Origin of the sequence: Piscinibacter gummiphilus, assembly GCF_002116905.1 — a bacterium.
In the GTDB taxonomy this organism is placed as follows: domain Bacteria; phylum Pseudomonadota; class Gammaproteobacteria; order Burkholderiales; family Burkholderiaceae_C; genus Rhizobacter; species Rhizobacter gummiphilus.
The window spans coordinates 2,520,673-2,539,225 of sequence record NZ_CP015118.1; the positions used below are offsets into that span (position 1 = coordinate 2,520,673).

18 protein-coding genes are annotated in these 18,553 nt (G+C 70.3%); 17 read left to right on the plus strand and 1 reads right to left on the minus strand.

Annotated features, from left to right (window positions below; genetic code table 11):
- The first annotated feature begins 6 nt into the window (after nt 1–6).
- The 16 genes from tmk (at nt 7) to A4W93_RS11310 (ending at nt 16,086) form a co-directional block, all read left to right on the plus strand.
- The gene (gene tmk, locus A4W93_RS11235) at nt 7–618 is read left to right on the plus strand and encodes a dTMP kinase (protein WP_237357762.1); all 612 of its coding nucleotides are present in this window, start codon (nt 7–9) and stop codon (nt 616–618) included.
- Nucleotides 612–1,619, plus strand: a complete 1,008-nt coding sequence (gene holB, locus A4W93_RS11240) for a DNA polymerase III subunit delta' (protein ID WP_085750688.1) — start codon at nt 612–614, stop codon at nt 1,617–1,619. The genes tmk and holB overlap by 7 nt, the downstream gene beginning before the upstream one ends.
- A gap of 52 nt (nt 1,620–1,671) precedes the next feature.
- Entirely contained in the window at nt 1,672–2,070 is a 399-nt protein-coding gene (locus A4W93_RS11245) for a PilZ domain-containing protein (RefSeq protein WP_085750689.1), read from the plus strand.
- Between the two features lie 179 nt (nt 2,071–2,249).
- Complete coding sequence (locus tag A4W93_RS11250) at nt 2,250–3,029, plus strand: TatD family hydrolase (protein WP_085750690.1); 780 nt, start codon at nt 2,250–2,252, stop codon at nt 3,027–3,029.
- A gap of 4 nt (nt 3,030–3,033) precedes the next feature.
- The gene (locus A4W93_RS11255; RefSeq protein WP_085750691.1) at nt 3,034–5,406 is read left to right on the plus strand and encodes a hypothetical protein; all 2,373 of its coding nucleotides are present in this window, start codon (nt 3,034–3,036) and stop codon (nt 5,404–5,406) included.
- A gap of 98 nt (nt 5,407–5,504) precedes the next feature.
- The gene (locus A4W93_RS11260) at nt 5,505–5,717 is read left to right on the plus strand and encodes a hypothetical protein (protein WP_085750692.1); all 213 of its coding nucleotides are present in this window, start codon (nt 5,505–5,507) and stop codon (nt 5,715–5,717) included.
- 77 nt (nt 5,718–5,794) lie between these two features.
- Nucleotides 5,795–6,412 (plus strand): cytochrome c biogenesis heme-transporting ATPase CcmA, encoded by a 618-nt coding sequence (gene ccmA, locus A4W93_RS11265; protein WP_085750693.1) that lies wholly within the window; start codon nt 5,795–5,797, stop codon nt 6,410–6,412.
- 53 nt (nt 6,413–6,465) lie between these two features.
- Nucleotides 6,466–7,086: a heme exporter protein CcmB gene (gene ccmB / locus A4W93_RS11270; protein ID WP_218919213.1), complete on the plus strand. Its 621-nt coding sequence runs from the start codon at nt 6,466–6,468 to the stop codon at nt 7,084–7,086.
- A gap of 126 nt (nt 7,087–7,212) precedes the next feature.
- Nucleotides 7,213–7,965, plus strand: coding sequence for a heme ABC transporter permease CcmC (gene ccmC, locus A4W93_RS11275; protein ID WP_085750694.1), 753 nt, complete (start codon nt 7,213–7,215; stop codon nt 7,963–7,965).
- The gene (gene ccmD, locus A4W93_RS11280) at nt 7,943–8,113 is read left to right on the plus strand and encodes a heme exporter protein CcmD (protein WP_085750695.1); all 171 of its coding nucleotides are present in this window, start codon (nt 7,943–7,945) and stop codon (nt 8,111–8,113) included. The genes ccmC and ccmD overlap by 23 nt, the downstream gene beginning before the upstream one ends.
- The gene (ccmE, locus tag A4W93_RS11285) at nt 8,110–8,550 is read left to right on the plus strand and encodes a cytochrome c maturation protein CcmE (RefSeq protein WP_085750696.1); all 441 of its coding nucleotides are present in this window, start codon (nt 8,110–8,112) and stop codon (nt 8,548–8,550) included. Before ccmD ends, ccmE begins: the two co-directional genes overlap by 4 nt.
- On the plus strand, nt 8,547–10,499 hold the full coding sequence (locus tag A4W93_RS11290) for a heme lyase CcmF/NrfE family subunit (protein ID WP_085750697.1): 1,953 nt from the start codon (nt 8,547–8,549) through the stop codon (nt 10,497–10,499). Before ccmE ends, A4W93_RS11290 begins: the two co-directional genes overlap by 4 nt.
- Nucleotides 10,496–11,020: a DsbE family thiol:disulfide interchange protein gene (locus tag A4W93_RS11295; protein WP_085750698.1), complete on the plus strand. Its 525-nt coding sequence runs from the start codon at nt 10,496–10,498 to the stop codon at nt 11,018–11,020. The genes A4W93_RS11290 and A4W93_RS11295 overlap by 4 nt, the downstream gene beginning before the upstream one ends.
- Nucleotides 11,017–11,487 (plus strand): cytochrome c-type biogenesis protein, encoded by a 471-nt coding sequence (locus A4W93_RS11300; protein ID WP_085750699.1) that lies wholly within the window; start codon nt 11,017–11,019, stop codon nt 11,485–11,487. The genes A4W93_RS11295 and A4W93_RS11300 overlap by 4 nt, the downstream gene beginning before the upstream one ends.
- Nucleotides 11,488–11,490: 3 nt before the next feature.
- Nucleotides 11,491–12,753 carry a c-type cytochrome biogenesis protein CcmI gene (gene ccmI, locus A4W93_RS11305; protein ID WP_085750700.1) on the plus strand — a complete coding sequence of 421 codons (1,263 nt, stop codon included), beginning with the start codon at nt 11,491–11,493 and terminating at the stop codon, nt 12,751–12,753.
- 210 nt (nt 12,754–12,963) lie between these two features.
- A complete protein-coding gene (locus tag A4W93_RS11310) occupies nt 12,964–16,086 on the plus strand; it encodes a YncE family protein (protein ID WP_218919193.1) in 3,123 nt (1,040 codons plus the stop codon).
- Nucleotides 16,087–16,147: 61 nt separating this feature from the next.
- On the opposite strand, the gene A4W93_RS11315 is transcribed toward A4W93_RS11310, so the two are convergent.
- Nucleotides 16,148–17,692 carry a helicase HerA-like domain-containing protein gene (locus tag A4W93_RS11315; RefSeq protein ID WP_085750701.1) on the minus strand — a complete coding sequence of 515 codons (1,545 nt, stop codon included), beginning with the start codon at nt 17,690–17,692 and terminating at the stop codon, nt 16,148–16,150.
- 134 nt (nt 17,693–17,826) lie between these two features.
- Here A4W93_RS11315 and A4W93_RS11320 point away from each other — a divergent pair, with 134 nt between their 5' ends.
- Nucleotides 17,827–18,549: a YebC/PmpR family DNA-binding transcriptional regulator gene (locus A4W93_RS11320; protein ID WP_085750702.1), complete on the plus strand. Its 723-nt coding sequence runs from the start codon at nt 17,827–17,829 to the stop codon at nt 18,547–18,549.
- The last annotated feature ends 4 nt before the right edge of the window (nt 18,550–18,553 follow it).

The window sequence follows — 18,553 nt, forward strand, 5'->3', positions numbered from 1 at the left end:
ACCACCGTGGGCGGACGATTCATCAGCTTCGAAGGCATCGACGGTGCGGGCAAGTCCACGCACATCGACGCGCTCGCGGCCCGCTGGCGCGCCGCGGGCCACGAGGTCGTGCTGACCCGCGAGCCGGGCGGCACCGACCTCGCCGAACGCCTGCGCGAGCAGGTGCTGCACACCGGCATGGACGCGCTCACCGAGGCGCTGCTGGTGTTCGCCGCCCGCCGCGACCACCTGCGCCAGGTCATCCGCCCCGCACTGGACGCCGGCCACGTGGTGCTGTGCGACCGCTTCACCGACGCCACCTTCGCCTACCAGGGCGGCGGCCGCGGCTTCGACCCGCACGTGCTCGCCACGCTGGAGGGCTGGGTGCAGGAAGGCCTGCAGCCCGCGCTGACCGTCTGGTTCGACCTGCCGGCCGCAGTCGCCGCCGAACGCCGGGCCGCCGCGCGGTCGCCCGACCGGTTCGAGAGCCAGGACACCCACTTCTTCGAACGCGTGCGGGCCGGTTACGAGGCCCGCCGCGAGCAGGACCCCGGCCGCTTCCTGCAGCTGGACGCATCGCTGACCCGCGAGGCCGTGTGGGCCCAGCTGGTCGCCGGCCTGGAGGCGCGCGGATGGTAGACGCCGAAGGCCACCTGCCGCTGCCCTGGCTCGCCGGGCCCCTCGCCGAGGCGCTGCGCACCCAGAAGGGCCATGCGCTGCTCGTGCACGGGCCGCAGGGCATCGGCCAGTTCGAACTGGCGCTGTCGCTCGCGCAGAGCTGGCTCTGCGAGGACCTGACGGGTGGGCACGCCTGCGGCCGCTGCGCCAGCTGCCACCTCGTGCAGGCGCGTTCGCACCCCGACCTGCTGGTGCTGCTGCCCGAGGCCCTCGCCGAGGCGCTGGGCTGGACGAACGAGGAGACCACGTCCGACAAGGCGTCGAAGGCCAAGCCCAGCAAGGAGCTGAAGGTCGAGGCCATCCGCGCGGCCGTGCTGTTCGCGCAGACCACGTCGGCGCGCGGGCGGGGCAAGGTCGTGCTGGTGCACCCGGCCGAGCGCATGAACATGATCTCGGGCAACACGCTGCTGAAGACGCTCGAGGAACCGCCGGGCGAGGCCCGCTTCATCCTCAGCTGCGGCGCGCCGCAGGACCTGCTGCCCACCATCCGCAGCCGCTGCCAGGCCGTGCCGCTCGCGCTGCCCGACCCCGAGGTGGCCCGCCGCTGGCTCGCCGACCACCAGGTGGCCCAGCCCGACGTGCTGCTCGCCGCGGCCGGCGGCCAGCCGCTGGAGGCGCTCGCCTGGTCGAAGGACGGGCTCGACGCGGTCGCGTGGACGCGCCTGCCACGCCAGGTGGCTGCCGGCGATGCCGGCAACCTCGCCACGTGGCCGCTGCCGCGCCTGCTCGACGCGCTGCACAAGCTCTGCCACGACGCGCTGTGCGTCGCCTGTGGCGCGCCCCCGCGGTACTTCCCGCCGGCCGCGCTGCCGCAGAAGCCGGCGGCCGTGGCGGCGCTGAACGTGTGGTCGAAGGAACTCGGCACCACGCTGCGGCATGCCGAACACCCGTGGAGCGGGCCGCTGATGGTCGAATCGCTGGTGCTGCAGGCCCGCACCGCCCTCGCACCGCGCGCGAATTAATGCCGCGGACCGGCGGGAGCAAGCCTCCCGCGCCTTCGCTACACTCCCGTTCATGAGCGAACCTACCGCCACCCCCCGCCCGCTGGGCAGCACGCTCGCCGCGGCCAACGCGCCCCGGCCCAGCGTCATCCAGCTCGTCTTCCGCGAGAAGGGTGCTCTGTACGCGGCGTACATCCCCGTGTTCACCGACGGCGGGCTGTTCGTGCCCACCACGCGCGAGTACAAGCTCGGCGAGGACATCTACCTGCTGCTGTCCCTCCCGGACGACCCGCAGCGCTACCCGGTGGCCGGCAAGGTCGCCTGGATCACGCCGGCCAACGCGTCCGGCGGCCGCACGCAGGGCGTGGGCGTGCGTTTCCCGAGCGACGAGAAGACGCGCCTGCTGCGCGTGAAGATCGAGGAAGTGCTCGGCACGTCGATCGCCTCGTCCAAGCCCACCCAGACCATCTAGGAAGGTGCGAACGAACCCGGCATGGCCGATCAGCCCGCCCAAACGGCCTCACTCGTCGTTGCAAATGCTCGCCGTAGCCCGGGCTACGGCTGCGCTTTGCGCCTAGATTGAGACCGTTTGGACGGCCTGCTCGACCACGCCGGGTCCGTCCGCACCTTCCACGCCCTCGCGCCATCCCCATGTTCGTCGATTCCCACTGCCACCTCGCCTTTCCCGAACTGAAGGCGAAGCTGCCCGAGATCCGTGCCGCCATGGCCGAGGCCTCGGTCGACCGTGCGCTGTGCATCTGCACCACGCTCGAGGAGTTCGACGAGGTGCACGGCCTGGCGGTCGAACACGACAACTTCTGGTCCTCGGTGGGCGTGCACCCCGACAACGAGGACGTGCGCGAGCCCGACGTGGCCACGCTCGTCGAGCTGGCCGCGCGCCCGCGCGTGGTGGCCATCGGCGAGACCGGCCTCGACTACTACCGCCTGAACGGCCGCTCGGTGGCCGACATGGAATGGCAGCGCGAGCGCTTCCGCGTGCACATCCGCGCGTCGAAGCAAACGAAGCTGCCGCTCGTCATCCACACCCGCAGCAGCTCCGACGACACGGTGCGGCTGCTGAAGGAGGAGGGCGCCGAAAGCGGCGTCTTCCACTGCTTCACCGAGACCATGGACGTGGCCCGCGCCGCGCTCGACCTCGGTTTCATGATCTCGTTCTCCGGCATCCTGACCTTCAAGAATGCCGCCGACCTGCGCGAGGTGGCCGGGTTCGTGCCGCTCGACCGCTGCCTGATCGAGACCGACAGCCCGTACCTCGCGCCGGTGCCGTACCGCGGCAAGACGAACAACCCGTCGTACGTGCCCTTCGTGGCGAAGCAGATCGCCGAGCTGAAGGGGGTGCCGGTCGAGACCATCGCCCAGGCCACCAGCGAGAACTTCGAGCGGCTGTTCCCGGTGCGCGAGCGCACCTGAGCGGGTGTTCGACGACCTGACCCGGCTCGCCGCGGCGGTGTCGCGCCAGGAAGCCGCGGCACCGTCACCGGCGTTCGTGCTGTGGCGGACCCTCTGGATCGCCGCGAACGGACCGCTCGGCCGCAAGAAGGCCGTTGCGCTCGACGGCCTCCCCGACCCGTACGTCTACCTGTTCGGCGTGGAATGTGCGCTGGTGTTCGTCGCGCACGAGCTGGCGGCGGTGTGTGGCGGCCGGCTGGCGGCCAGCGAGGCGGCCGGGCTGTTCGACGGGTGGCGCGTTGCGCCGTCCCCCGACACCACCGACTCCGCCACGGCCCTGTCCCGCCACCTCGCCACGCTGACGGCCGACGAGCGCCTCGCGTTGCTCGCCGGCGATCCCTTCCGCACGCTGTACCACGCGCTGCTCCCGAAGGCGATCCGGCACACGCTGGGCGCGTACCTCAGCCCGCCGGACCTCTGCGCGCACGTGCTCGACGGCGTGTCCGCCGACCGCCTCTTCGAGTCGGCCGAGGTCCGTTTCGTCGAACCCAACTGCGGGCTCGGGGCCTTCTTCTCGGCGCTGCTGGCGCGGGGGCTGCCGCGGGCGCACCTCGGGCACACCTTCGCCCGGCAGGTGTTCGGCGTCGAGAAGAACCTCGGCTCGTGGGCGGTCGCCCGTGCGTTGCATGCGGCCATCGTCGCGGAACTGGGCGGCGAGGCCGCCCCGCACAACGTCGTGTGGGCCGATTCGGTGTTTGTCGACGAGGCGGCCATCGCCGCCGCACTCGGCACCGAACGGCCCGCGGGCGGACGCACGCTGGTGCCGGGCCACCTCAAGCTGGCGCTGCCGGCCGACCGCGTCACGCCGGCGGCCCTGGCCCACACCGCCGAGGTGCGGGAAGCCTTCGACGGCGAGGCCTGGCAGCCGGTGGACCGCCCGCTGCGGGACTGGCTGGCGGAGCAGCCGCCGCTGACGCAGGGCGTGCTGCGGGACGCCCTGGACGGCGTGGCCCGCCTCGAATCGATGGGGGGCTTCGAGCTCATCGTCGGCAACCCGCCCTGGGTCAACTGGGAGAACCTGGACCCGGCCTACAAGGCGCTGATCCTGCCGTCGTGGCCGCCGCTGGGCCTGTTCGCGATGGTCGGGCGCGACCGGGCCTTCGCCAAGGAAGACCTGAGCGTGCTGGCCACGTACGCCGCGTGCCTGCGCTTCGGCCGTGCCGGTACGCGCGTGGGCCTGCTGCTGCCGCAGGGGCTGTTCCAGTCGCGCAAGAACGCGAAGGGCTTCCGCCGCTTCCGGCTGGGAGACAGCGGCATCCACCTGCGGGTCGACGGGGTGACCGACTTCTCCGCCTACGCCGCCTTCGGCGACGCGAAGAACCGCACCGCGGCGCTCTTCTGCACGCTGGGCGGCGAGCCCGCGACGTACCCCGTGCGGTACCGGCGGTTCGCTCCGGGTGGCGCCTTCGAGGTGCTGCGCGCCATGCCGTCGGCCCCGGACGACCCGACGTCCAACTGGGCGCTGTACGCCGAGGACGAGGCCGCGGCCCCCGCCGCCGTGAGCGTCCGCACCTACCGCGCCCGCACCGGCGTCTTCACCGGCGGCGCGAACGCGGTGTTCTACCTGCGCGTGCTGGACGGGGAGGGGCCGCTGCTGCGGGTCGAGAACGACACCGACCGGGCCAAGGTGAAGGTCGAGCGTGTGGAGGCGCAGCTCGAACCCGAATGGCTGTACCCGTTCGCGAAGGGCCGGGACCTGGGCCCGTGGACCGTCGACCGCCCCCCGGGCAACGCCATCGTCGTGCCCCACACCGTCGAGACGAAGATGCGCCCGGTGCCGCCGGAGGCGCTGGGCGGCACGGCCCCCCGCACGCTCGCCTACCTCGCCCGCCACGAGGCCCTGCTGCGCGTGCGCCCGAGCCTCACCGGCATGGACAAGGCCAGCGTCGCCGAGGGCTTCTACGCGCTGTTGCGGGTGGGCGACTACACCTTCGCGCCGTACAAGGTGGCCTGGAAGTACATCTCGCGCACCTTCTGCTGTGCGGTGGTCGGCCCGTCTTCCCTGGCCGGGACGCTGCGGCCCACCGTGCTGCAGGAGAAGCTGATCTCGATCGCGTTCCACGACGAGGCCGAGGCGTTCTACGTCTGCGCCTTCCTGAGCACGACCCCCGTGCGCCGGGACGTGGAGCGTCGCATCGTCGGCACCCAGGTGTCGGTGCATGTCATCGAGGACATCCACATCCCCCCGTACGACGCCGCCGACCCCGTCCACCGGCAGCTGGCCGCGGTGTGCCGGGAAGGGCACGCGGACGGGGGGCTGACCCCCGCCCGGCAGGCCCGGCTGGACGCCTTGCATGGTTCGCTGGCCGGCGGGGTAGGAAGGCACCCTTGTCAGTGAACTTCTGACAGGCCCTTTGGCGGGCGGACGACTTATCGGAAACGGCCCCGGTCCCTACAGTTCATGCATCGACTTCCCCTGTTCACCGGAGAATTCACATGCAGACCCAAGACCTCGTCGCGAACCCGTTTGCCCTGATGCTGAACCCGGCCGAAGTGATCCAGGCCATGGAACGCTCGGACCGCCTGGAACGCCTGCAGCGCCGGGTCTGCCGTCCGCTCGACAAGCCGCTGATCGCCCACGTGCCGGCCGCCTTCGACGACTACGACCACGCGATCGACGCCGAACCCGAGACCGACCTCGGCGAGTGATTTCCTGACGCGGGGGGAAACCCTCGCCGCGGCCTGACCCCGGCGCCTCCGCGCCGTGGGGCAGAATCCAGGCCGCCATGCTGACCTTCCACGACCTCGCCTGCGCCAAGGGCGAACGCCTCCTCTTCAAGGGCGTGCACTGCACGCTCGAACGCGGCGCATGGCTCCACGTGTCGGGTGCCAACGGCATCGGCAAGACGAGCCTGCTGCGCCTGCTGTGCGGCCTGTCCCCGCCCGCCACCGGCGAGATCCGCTGGGACGGCACCCCCATCCGCACGCTCGGTGACGCCTGGCGCCGCCAGCTCCTCTACATCGGCCACGACAGTGGCCTGCAGGGCATGCTCAGTGCCCGCGAGAACCTGCGCCTGCTGGCGCAGCTGGCCGGTTTCCATCCCTCCGACGCGCAACTGGCCGACGCCCTCGGGCAACTGGGCCTGGCCGCCCGCGCCGAACTCCCCACCCGGTTCCTGTCCCAGGGCCAGAAGCGCCGCGTGGCGCTCGCCCGGCTGGTGTTCAGCACCGCGCCGGTCTGGGTGCTCGACGAACCCTTCGTCGCGATCGACGGCGGCGCGCTCAAGCTGCTGTCGTCGCTGATCGCCGGCCACCTGGACCGCGGCGGCCTGGCCGTCCTGACGAGCCACCAGCCCGTGGAAATCGGCGCCCACCCCGGCCGCACGCTGGAGCTGACCCGGTGAGCGGCGACCTGGGGGTGTTCTTCGCCGTGCTGCGGCGCGACCTGCAGATCGCGATGCGGCAGAAGAGCGACGTGCTGATGTCGCTCGTGTTCTTCGTGATGGTGGCCAGCCTGTTCCCGCTGGCCATCGGTCCCGAGACCGCGTTGCTGCGGCGCATCGCGCCCGGCGTGCTGTGGGTGGGGGCGCTGCTGGCGGCCGTGCTGTCGCTGCAGCGCATGTTCGCGAGCGACCACGCCGACGGCAGCCTGGAGCAGATGGTGCTGTCGCCCACGCCGCTCGTGGTGACGGCGCTGGCCAAGACGCTGGCGCACTGGCTGCTGGCCGGGTTGCCGCTGGTGCTGGTGGCCCCCGTGCTCGGGCTGCAGTTCGACCTCGACGGCCGGGCCCTGGGCCTGCTGACCCTGTCCCTGCTGCTGGGCACGCCGGTGCTGAGCCTGGTCGGGTCGGTGGGGGCGGCGCTGACGCTGGGCGTGCGCGGCGGCGGGGTGCTGCTCGCGCTGCTGATCCTGCCGCTGTACGTGCCGGTGCTGATCTTCGGCGCCGGGGCGGTGGAGGCGGATGCGGCCGGGATCGACCCGTCCGGCCACCTGATGCTGCTGGGGGCGATGTTCGCCCTGGGCGGGTTCTTCGCCCCCTGGGCCACCACGGCTGCGCTGCGGATCTCGTTGGAATAGACGATCACGCTTGCGCGGGAGCAACTGTTATAAGTTGAAACCCCGACGAATCGGCCTCTCGGGGCGCGCGCTCCCACAGTACATTCCGAGGCTGATTTTTCCGAACGACCGTTCTCAGGCAGCCGAATGTCTTCCGCCACCAAGATCAACTGGTTCCGGTTCGCGTCACCTCCGGCCTTCTACCCGCTGGCCGGCCGGTTGTGGACCCTGTTCACCGTGCTGGCCGTCGGCTTCGCCGCGGTGGGGCTGTGGATCTCCTTCTTCGTCGCGCCCACCGACGCCCAGCAGGGCGAGGGCTACCGCATCATCTTCATCCACGTGCCCGCGGCCTGGATGGCGATGCTCCTCTACGTCGTGATGGCGTTCTGGTCCGCGGTGGGGCTCGTCTTCAACCTGCGGCTGGCGAGCATGATGGCCTCGGCCATCGCGCCCACCGGCGCGTTGTTCGCGCTGCTGTCGCTCTGGACCGGCGCCCTCTGGGGCAAGCCGATGTGGGGCGCCTGGTGGGTGTGGGACGCGCGGCTCACGTCCACGCTGATCCTGTTCTTCCTGTACCTGGGCTTCCTCGCGCTGCAGGCGGCCATCGACGACCCGCGCCGGGCCGACCGGGCCGGGGCCGTGATCGCGCTGGTGGGCGTCGTGAACGTGCCCATCATCTATTTTTCGGTGAAATGGTGGAACACATTGCACCAGGGCGCCTCTGTATCAGTGACACGATCTCCGTCAATGGCCAGCCTGATGCTCTGGGGCATGCTGCTGATGGTGATGGCGTGCTGGATGTACGCGGCGGCCGCCGCCATGTCGAGGGTGAGAAGCATCATCCTCGAACGGGAACGACACGCGGATTGGGTGAAAGATGCAGTGGCACAGTCTCGGTGAGTTTTTCGCGATGGGCGGGTACGCCGTCTACGTGTGGGGCAGCTTCGGCGCGGCCGTGGCCGCGCTCGTGGCGGAGGCCGTGCTGCTGCGCGCGCGCCGCCGCAAGGCGCTGCGCGTTGCCGCCATGCCACAGGACCTGATGCCATGACGCCGCGCCAGAAACGCCTCGCGTTCATCGTGGGCGGGGTCGCGAGCCTCGGCATCGCCACCGCGCTCGTGCTCAACGCGTTCCAGAGCAACCTCGTCTTCTTCTTCACGCCGTCGCAGATCGCCGCGGGCGAGGCGCCAAAGGACCGCACCTTCCGCATCGGCGGCATGGTCAAGGCCGGCAGCGTGCAGCGCAAGGACCTGACGGTGAACTTCGTCGTCACCGACACCGTGCAGGAGACGCCGGTCACGTACACCGGCATCCTGCCCGACCTGTTCCGCGAGGCGAAGGGTGTGGTGGCGCAGGGCCGGCTGAACGCCGAAGGCCTGTTCGTGGCCAACGAGGTGCTCGCCAAGCACGACGAGAACTACATGCCGCCGGAAGCGCAGCATGCCGTGGACCAGGCCCAGAAGGCCGCGAAGACGCTGAAGCCATGATTCCAGAACTCGGTCACTTCGCGCTGATCCTGGCGCTGCTGGTCTCCATCGTGCAGGGCACCTTCCCGCTCGTGGGCGCGCACCGCCAGCGGGCCGACTGGGTCGCGCTCGCGCGTCCGGCGGCGCAGCTGGTGTTCGTCCTCGCCGCGGTGTCATTCGGCTGCCTCGCGTGGTCATTCATGGCGAACGACTACTCGGTGCTGTACGTGGCCCAGCACTCGAACTCGAAGCTGCCCGACATCTACCGCTTCGCCGCGGTGTGGGGCGGCCACGAGGGTTCGCTGCTGCTGTGGGTGCTGATGAGCTCCATCTGGGGCCTGGGCGTGGCCACGTTCTCGCGCCAGCTGCCCGACGACATGGTGGCGCGGGTGCTCGGCGTGCTGGGCCTGCTGGCCGTCGGCTTCCTGCTGTTCATCCTGGCCACGTCCAACCCGTTCACGCGCCTGGTGCCGGCCGCCGCCGACGGCCGCGACCTGAACCCGCTGCTGCAGGACCCGGGCCTCGTGTTCCACCCGCCCATGCTCTACATGGGCTACGTGGGCTTCTCGGTGGCCTTCGCGTTCGCCATCTCGGCGCTGCTGTCGGGCCGGCTCGACGCGGCGTGGGCGCGCTGGTCGCGCCCCTGGACCACGGCCGCGTGGATCTTCCTCACCTTCGGCATCGCGCTCGGCTCGTGGTGGGCGTACTACGAGCTGGGCTGGGGCGGCTGGTGGTTCTGGGATCCGGTCGAGAACGCGTCGTTCATGCCGTGGCTCGTGGGCACCGCGCTGATCCACTCGCTGGCCGTGACCGAGAAGCGCGGCACGTTCAAGAACTGGACCATCATCCTCGCGATCAGCGCGTTCTCGCTGTCGCTGCTGGGCACGTTCCTCGTGCGCTCGGGCGTGCTGACGTCGGTGCACGCGTTCGCCACCGACCCCACGCGCGGCGTGTTCATCCTGATCTTCCTGTGCATCGTGGTGGGCGGCTCGCTCGGCCTGTTCGCATGGCGGGCGGGGGCGGTCACCACCGGCGGCCACTTCGCCGTCGTCTCGCGCGAGGCGCTGCTGCTGCTCAACAACGTGCTGCTGATGGCCGCGGCCGCCAGCGTGCTGCTGGGCACGCTGTACCCGCTGATCGTCGATGCGCTGAACCTCGGCAAGATCTCCGTGGGCCCGCCGTACTTCAACAGCGTGTTCGGGCCGCTGATGATCCCGCTGCTGATGCTGATGCCGCTCGGGCCGCTCGCGCGCTGGAAGGCGGCCGACTGGCGCGAGGTGATGGCCAAGGTGTCGCCGGCGTTCGTGCTGGCGCTGGTGGCCGGCATCGCCGTGCCGCTGCTGATGGGCGGCTGGTCGTGGCTGGCCGCGCTGGGCGCGTTCCTCGCCACCTGGATCGTCGTCAGCTCGGCGCTGCACATCGTCCACCAGACCCGCCGCGGCACCGTGAAGGCGCCCATCTCGTTCTGGGGCATGCACCTCGCGCACTGCGGCATCGCGGTGTTCGTCGTGGGCGCCACGCTCGTGTCCAGCTACCAGACCGAGCGCGACGTGCGCATGGCGCCGGGCGACACCGTCTCGGTCGGCAGCTACACCTTCCGCCTCGTGGGCGTGAGCGAGGTGCAGGGCCCCAACTACGTGGCGCAGCGTGGCGATGTCGAACTCTCGCGCGACGGCCAGGTGCTGCGTTCGCTGCACCCCGAGAAGCGCAAGTACTTCTCGTCGTCGATGCCCATGACCGAGGCCGCGATCGACGCCGGCCTCACCGGCGACCGCTACGTCGCCCTCGGCGAGGCGCTCGACGGCGGCGCGGCGTGGAGCCTGCGCGTCTACAGCAAACCGTTCGTCGACTGGATCTGGGGCGGCTGCCTGCTGATGGGCCTGGGTGGCGTGCTGGCCGCGGCCGACCGCCGCTACCGCCTCGGCAAGGCCCGTGCGGCCGCCGCGGTGGTCCAGGGAGCCCCCGCATGAAAAAGCGCTTCCTGTGGCCGCTGGGCCTCTTCATCGTGCTCGTGGGTTTCCTCGCCGTCGGGCTGAACCGTGATCCGAGCGTGGTGCCGTCGCCGCTCGTCGGCAAGCCGGCCCCTGCCTTCGAGTTGCCGCGGCTGGAGGGTGACCAGCGTTTCGCCCCGAAGGACATGCTGGGTCAGGTGTGGATGTTCAACGTGTGGGCGTCGTGGTGCGTGGCCTGCCGCGAGGAACACCCGGTGCTGGTGGCGCTCTCGCGCGAGAAGCTGCTGCCCATCGTGGGCCTGAACTACAAGGACCAGCCGGCCGACGCCACGCTGTGGCTGCAGCGGCACGGCAACCCGTACGGCCTGTCGGCGGTGGACGCCGACGGCCGCGTGGGCATCGACTACGGCGTCTACGGCGTGCCCGAGACCTACATCGTCGACAAGGCCGGCGTGATCCGCTTCAAGCAGATCGGGCCCGTGACCCGCGAGGTGCTCGACAAGAAGATCCGCCCGCTGGTGCAGGAGCTGCAGCGATGAAGCGGCTCTGGATGGCGCTCGTGCTGGTGTTCGCCTGCAGCCTTGCCGCCGCGAACGAGGCGAAACCCCTGGCCGAGGACCCGGTGGTGGAGCAGCGGCTGATCCGCATCTCCGAGGACATCCGCTGCCTCGTGTGCCAGAACGAATCGCTCGCCGGCTCGCGCGCCGACCTCGCGAACGACCTGCGCCGCGAGATCCGCAAGCTGATCCGCGAAGGCAAGACCGACGCCGAGATCACCGACTTCCTCGTGAGCCGCTACGGCGACTTCGTGCTGTACCGCCCGCCGGTCAAGCCGCTGACCTGGGTGCTGTGGTTCGGCCCGTTCCTGCTGCTGCTGGGCGGGGTCGTGTTCCTGATCCGGTTCCTGCGGCAGCGCCAGCAGGCCCACGCCGCGGTGGCCGAGACACCGCTCTCCGACGAAGAACGCCGCCGGGCGAAAGCCTTGCTCGATGCCACGGAAAACTGACCGATGACCGCCTTCCTGTCACTCGCCGCCGTCCTGACCCTGCTCGTCGTGGTCCGCCTGCTGTGGCCGCTGTGGCGCGGCACGCGGCGCGACACGCTGACCGTCGCGCAGCTCAACTCGAAGGTCTACCGCGATCAGCTGCAGGAACTCGAGCGTGACCTGGCGCGCGGCCAGCTGACCGAGGCCACCTACGGCGAAGCCCGCGACGAACTGCAGCGCCGGCTGCTGCAGGACGTGACGCCTGGCGCCGACAAGCCCGCAGCCGCCGCGCCCGCGGGCCGCTGGACCGCGGTGCTGCTGGCCGTGCTGGTGCCGCTGGGCGCCGCCGGTCTCTACACCCGGGTGGGCAATGCCGCCGCCATCGACGCGGCCACCCGTCCCGCCGCCCCCGAGAACGTGCTGGCCGCCGTGGCCAACCTCGCCGAGGCGCTGCGCAAGAACCCCGACAACCCGCAGGGCTGGCTGCTGCTGGCCCGGTCGTACCGCAAGATGGAGCGGTTCCCCGAGTCGGTCGCCGCGTACGAGCACGCGAAGGCGCTGGTCGACCAGGACCCGGACCTGCTGGTGGAGCAGGCCGACACCATCGCCGCGGCCACGGGCGACAACATCGAGGGCCGCCCGATGGAACTCGTGCACAAGGCCCTGGCGCTCGATCCGAAACACCCGATGAGCCTGATGCTGATGGGCATGTCGGCGTACCGCAAGGGCGACTTCGCGGGCGCCATCGGGCAGTGGCAGGTGCTGATGACCGTGCTGCCGCCGGATTCGCCCGAGGCGCAGCAGGTGCAGGCCAACATCGACCAGGCGCGCCAGGAGGGCGGGCTGCCCGCCCAGGCCTCGGCCGCACCCGCGCCCGCGGTGAAGCAGGCCCCCGCGGCCCAGGACACGCCCGCGCCGTCCGCGCCGGCGCAGGCGGCGGGCAACGGCCGCGTGATGGGCGAGGTGACGCTGTCGCCCGCGCTCGCGGCCCAGCTGCGTCCCGACGACGTGCTGTTCGTGATCGCGCGCCCCGACGACGGCTCGCGCGCGCCGCTGGCCGTGCTGCGCAAGCGCGCCGGCGACCTGCCGCTGCAGTTCACGCTCGACGACACGCTCGCGATGATGCCGGACCGCACCATCTCCAAGGCCAAGGGCGTGATCCTCGTCGCCCGCATCTCGAAGTCCGGCCAGCCCATCCCGCAGCCGGGTGACCTGACCAGCGAGGCGTCCACCCCGGTGCCCCCGGGCACCACCGGCATCCGGCTGGTCATCGACCGTCAGTTGTGATGTGGTTCACGAATCCCGTAGCACACGGGCGTGTCATTGGGTAGGTGGGGCCACTAGGGATAAGCGCCAATCCGGGGAAATGAACGCTGGTGCAGCATTGACGCGCCAGCGATTGCGGGGTTTGCCCTCGTGTCGAAGCCAGCAACGCATGGCGGTCGTCTTCGGACGATCACACAAAACACACGTTGCTGGACAACGAGGAGACAAACCATGAAGTTCCCCAGAGGAGCCGCCTTCCGGCGGCTCGTCGGCTCGGTCTCGTGCGCGGGATTGGGCCTGTGCGCCCTGGTCGCGCCGGCTCACGCCGCCACCATCTTCCAACAGAGTTTCGCGAGCGGCCTCGGCACGTTCACGTCCGCCGGCACGGTGGCCACGAGCAGTGCCGGCGCGAAGATGACGGCCGCGTTGCTGAGCACCGACGGCGCCATCACGTCGGCGGCCATCAGCACCGTCAACTACACCAACGTCACCGTGTCGTACGACCGCGTGACCGTGGGCCTCGAGTCCACCGAGGGCGGCATTGCCGAGTTCTCGGTGAACGGGGGCACCACCTACAGCCAGCTCGAGTCCACCCGTGACACGGCCAGCGCGCGCGTCACCTTCGCGCTGCCCAGCGGAGCGTGGGGCCAGGCCAACGTGCGGCTGCGCTTCCGCGTGAACGCCAACAGCGCCACCGAGTCCTACACCGTCAACAACCTGTCGGTCGACGGCACGGGCGGCGGCACCGACCCCGGCACCCCGGGCACCCCCGGCACGCCGCCCGCGATCGGCGAGTTCGTCACCTTCGAGAGCGGGCACGTGCGGCCCATGGCGCTCTCCAGCAACGGGCTGCGCCTGTTCGTCGTCAACACGCCGGACAACCGCGTCGAGGTCTACAACACCGCGTCGGGCACGCCGGTGCTGACCGAGTCCATCCCGGTGGGCCTGGAGCCGGTGGCCGTCGCGCTCGCGAACGACAACCAGCTGTGGGTCGTCAACCACCTGTCCGACAGCGTCAGCGTCGTCGACGTCTCCACCACCCCGGCGCGTGTGGTCAACACGCTGCTGGTCGGCGACGAGCCGCGCGACATCGTGTTCGCAGGCACGGGCAACAAGTGGGCGTTCATCACGGCCGCGCACCGTGGCCAGAACGTCAAGTTCGACCCGCAGCTGACCACCGCGGGCGTGGGCCGTGCCGACGTGTGGGTGTACAACACCGCGTCGCAGGGCACCGCACTCGGCGGCACGCCGGTCACCGTGCTGAACATGTTCGGCGACACGCTGCGGGCGCTGGCGAAGAACGCCGCGGGCACGCGCGTCTATGCCGCCGTGTTCAACTCGGGCAACAAGACCACGGGCCTCACCGACGACATCGGCGAGGGCGGCATCACGAAACCGCCGCCGACGACCGCCGCCGACGGCACCACGCAGCCCCAGACCGGCCTCATCGTCCAGAAGAACGCCGCGGGCAACTGGATGGACAGCGGCGATCCCCGGACCAACACCGCGCCGCGGAACTGGAACAGCCGGGTCAAGCTGAACCTGCCCGACTACGACGTGTTCACGATCGACACGAGCGGCAGCACCCCCACCGTCACGTCCACACGCGTGACGGGGGTGGGCACCACGCTGTTCAACATCGCCGTGAACCCCTCGTCCGGCAAGCTGTACGTGAGCAACCAGGAAGCGCTGAACCTCACCCGGTTCGAAGGCCCCGGCACACGCTCCACCACCGTCCGTGGGCACTTCGTCGAAAGCCGCATCACGGTGATCGACGGCACCACCGCGTCGCCTCGCCACCTGAACAAGCACATCACGAGCTACGCGGCCGCGACCGGCACCTCCGCCGAGAAGGCTGCCTCGCTCGCCACGCCGCTCGAGATGGCCGTGTCGCCCGACGGTGCCACGCTGTACGTGGCCGCGATGGGCTCCAACAAGCTGGGCCGCTTCAGCACGTCGGCGCTCGAGGGCAACACCTTCACGCCTTCGGCCAGCAGTCACGTGACGCTCACCGGTGGCCTGCCCACCGGCGTGATCCTGGACCCGGCGCGCAACCTGGCGTTCGTGACCACCCGCGGCGACAACGGCGTGTCCGTCGTCAACACGTCGACGTTCACCGAGCAGGCCCACGTGAAGATGAACAACCCGGAACCGGCCTCCGTGGTCGCGGGCCGCAAGTTCCTCTTCGACGCGTCGCTCACCTCGAGCCGCGGCGACTCGTCGTGCTCGGGCTGCCACGTCTTCGGCGACCTCGACCAGCTGGCGTGGGACCTCGGCAACCCCGACGAACGCCGCGTGCAGAACCCGGGCGCCTACAACGTGAACATCCCGCGCCTTGGCCGCAACACCAACCTGCACCCGATGAAGGGCCCGATGACCACGCAGAGCCTGCGCGGCCTGAAGGGCAACGGCCCGATGCACTGGCGCGGCGACCGCACCGGGCAGAGCCGCAGTTCCGGCGAGACCCTCGAACAGCAGGCGTTCCAGGACTTCAACGTCGCCTTCACCGGCCTGCTGGGCAACGCCACGCAACTGTCGGACGCCGACATGGCCACGTTCACCAACTACGCGCTGCAGCTGACCTACCCGCCGAGCCCGATCCTGGCCCTCGACCTGTCGCTCACCACGGCGCAGGCCCAGGGGCAGAACATCTACAACACCATCACGTCCGACACGCTGACCACCTGCAACGGGTGCCACGTGGTCAACGCCGTGCAGAACCGCTTCGGCACCGACGGCACGCTCGCCATCGAAGGCGGCGGCGTGGACGAGGACATGAAGATCCCGCACCTGCGGAACATGTACCAGAAGGTGGGCATGTTCGCCGACAACACGCAGATCCCCGGCGCGCCGAACTTCGGCGACCAGATCCGCGGGTTCGGCTTCGACAATGCGGGGGCTTCCGGCACGGTGGCCGACTTCCTGAGCGCCCCGGTGTTCACGCTGAACGCCACCCAGCGCGGCCAGGTCGAGCAGTTCGTGCTGGCGATGAACTCCGAGATGAACCCGATCGTGGGCCAGCAGGTCACCGTGACGCCGGCGAACGCCTCCCAGGCCGACGTCAGCGCGCGGCTGAACCTGATCGTGTCCCGCGGCAAGGTCACGAGCCCGCGCGTCGAGTGCGAGGTGGTGGTCAAGGGGGTCATCGCCGGCGTGCCGAAGGGCTGGGTGCACAACCGCAGCACCGACCGCTTCGTGCCGAACAAGTCGTCGGAAGGCGTGTCCACGCTGTCGGAACTGCTGGCCGCCGCGGCCGGCGACAACGCCGCGCTGACCTTCACCTGCGCGCCGCCGGGCAACGGCACGCGCTTCGGCGTGGCCCGCTCGGGCACCTCCAAGCGGGACCGCGACTGACGTCGTGACGCGCTGAACGAAAACGCCCCGGCTTCCACCGGGGCGTTTTCCTTTGGAGGACTCAGCGCTTGCGCTTCGTCGTGCCTCCACCGAACAGGCTGCCCAGCACGCCGCGCACGATCTCGCGGCCCACGCTGGTGCCCATCGTGCGGATGGCCGACTTGGCCATGGTCTGCGCCAGGCCATCGTGTTTCGCGCCGCGCGGGCCGGTGTGGCCGAACAGCAGGTCGTTGAGGCCGCCCATCAGGCCGCCGCCGTCCGCCTCGGCCGGCGCCGGCTTGCTGCCGATGCTCCCCTGCTTGACGGCCTGGTCGGCCGCCTCACCGCCTTCGTCCGCGCGGCCCTTGAGCTTCTCGTAGGCCGACTCGCGGTCCACCGACTTCTCGTAGACCCCGGCCACCAGCGACCGTGCCAGCAGCGCCTTGCGCTGCTCGGGCGTGATGGGGCCGATCTGGCTGCCCGGCGGCAGCACGAACACCCGTTCGGTGATGCTCGGGCGGCCCTTCTCGTCGAGGAAGCTGACCAGGGCCTCGCCCACGGCCAGCTCGGTGATGGCCGCCTCGATGTCGAGGCCGGGTTTGGCGCGCATGGTGCTGGCGGCCGACTTCACGGCCTTCTGGTCGCGCGGGGTGAAGGCGCGCAGCGCGTGCTGCACTCGGTTGCCGAGCTGGGCCAGCACGGTGTCGGGGATGTCGAGCGGGTTCTGCGTCACGAAGTAGACGCCCACGCCCTTGCTGCGCACGAGGCGCACGACGAGTTCGATGCGTTCGACGAGCGCGGCCGGCGCGTCCTTGAACAGCAGGTGGGCCTCGTCGAAGAAGAACACGAGCTTCGGCTGGTCGAGGTCGCCCACCTCGGGCAGCTGCTCGAACAGCTCGGACAGCATCCAGAGCAGGAAGGTGGCGTACAGGCGTGGCGCGTTCATCAGCTTGTCGGCGGCGAGCACGTTGACCACGCCTTTGCCATCCACCGTCTGCATGAAGTCGGCGATGTTGAGCATGGGCTCGCCGAAGAACTTGTCGCCCCCCTGTTCCTCGATCTGGAGCAGGCCGCGCTGGATGGCGCCCACGCTCGCGGCGCTGACGTTGCCGTACTCGGTGGTGAAGGCGCTGGCGTTTTCGCCCACGTGCTGCAGCATCGCGCGCAGGTCCTTCAGGTCGAGCAGCAGCAGGCCGTTGTCGTCGGCGATCTTGAACACGAGGTTCAGCACGCCGGCCTGGGTCTCGTTCAGGGCCAGCATGCGGGCGAGCAGCAGCGGGCCCATGTCGCTGACGGTGGCGCGCACCGGGTGGCCCTGCTCGCCGAACACGTCCCACAGCGTGGTGGGGCAGGCGAGGGGCGCGGGGGCGTCGATGCCGCGTTCCTTCAGCACGGCGGCGAGCTTGTCGCTCACCTTGCCCGTCTGGCTGATGCCGGTCAGGTCGCCCTTGATGTCGGCCATGAAGACCGGCACGCCGATGCCGCTCAGCTGCTCGGCGAGTGTCTGCAGGGTGATGGTCTTGCCCGTGCCGGTGGCCCCGGTGATCAGCCCGTGGCGGTTGGCCAGCGGGGGCAGCAGGTGGCACTCGGTGGTGCCGTGTTTCGCGATCAGGAGGGGGTCGGCCATGGGGTGCTCCGGAGAAGTGGGGCGGCGGCAAGTAAAATCGCAGTCTATTCGCAAGACCCCCCTTTTTTTCCAGAACACCTGAGCGGCCGCCGGCGGGAGATCCCCGCCGCCCGGCCGCCGCACGAGGAGCCTTCATGGCCGGACATTCCAAATGGGCCAACATCCAGCACCGCAAGGGGCGGCAGGATGAAAAACGCGGCAAGCTGTGGACGCGCGTGATCCGCGAGATCATCGTGGCGGCCCGCCATGGCGGTGGCGACCCCAAGGAGAACCCGCGCCTGCGCCTGGCGATCGAAAAGGCCAAGGCGGTGAACCTGCCGCTCGAAACGGTCAAGAAGAACATCGACAAGGCCACCGGCAACCTGGAGGGCTCGTCCTACGAGGAAGTGCGCTACGAGGGCTACGGCATCGGCGGCGCGGCCATCATCATCGACTGCATGACGGACAATCGGGTCCGCACGGTCGCCGAGGTGCGCCACGTGTTCAGCAAGTACGGCGGCAACATGGGCACCGAAGGGTCGGTGGCGTTCCAGTTCAAGCACGTGGGCCAGCTGGTGTTCGCCCCGGGCACGGATGAAGACAAGGTCATGGAAGTGGCGCTGGAAGCCGGTGCCGACGACGTCGTCACCGACGACGACGGCGCCATCGAGGTGCTGACGCCGCCGGCCGGGTTCGAGGCGGTGAAGGCGGCACTCGAGGCCGCCGGCCTGGTGCCCGGCGTGGCCGAAGTGACCATGCGTGCCGAGAACACCATCACGCTCGAAGGCGACGACGCCGCCCGCATGCAGAAGCTGCTCGACATGATCGAGGACCTCGACGACACGCAGGACGTGTTCCACAACGCCGTGCTCCCCTGAGCCC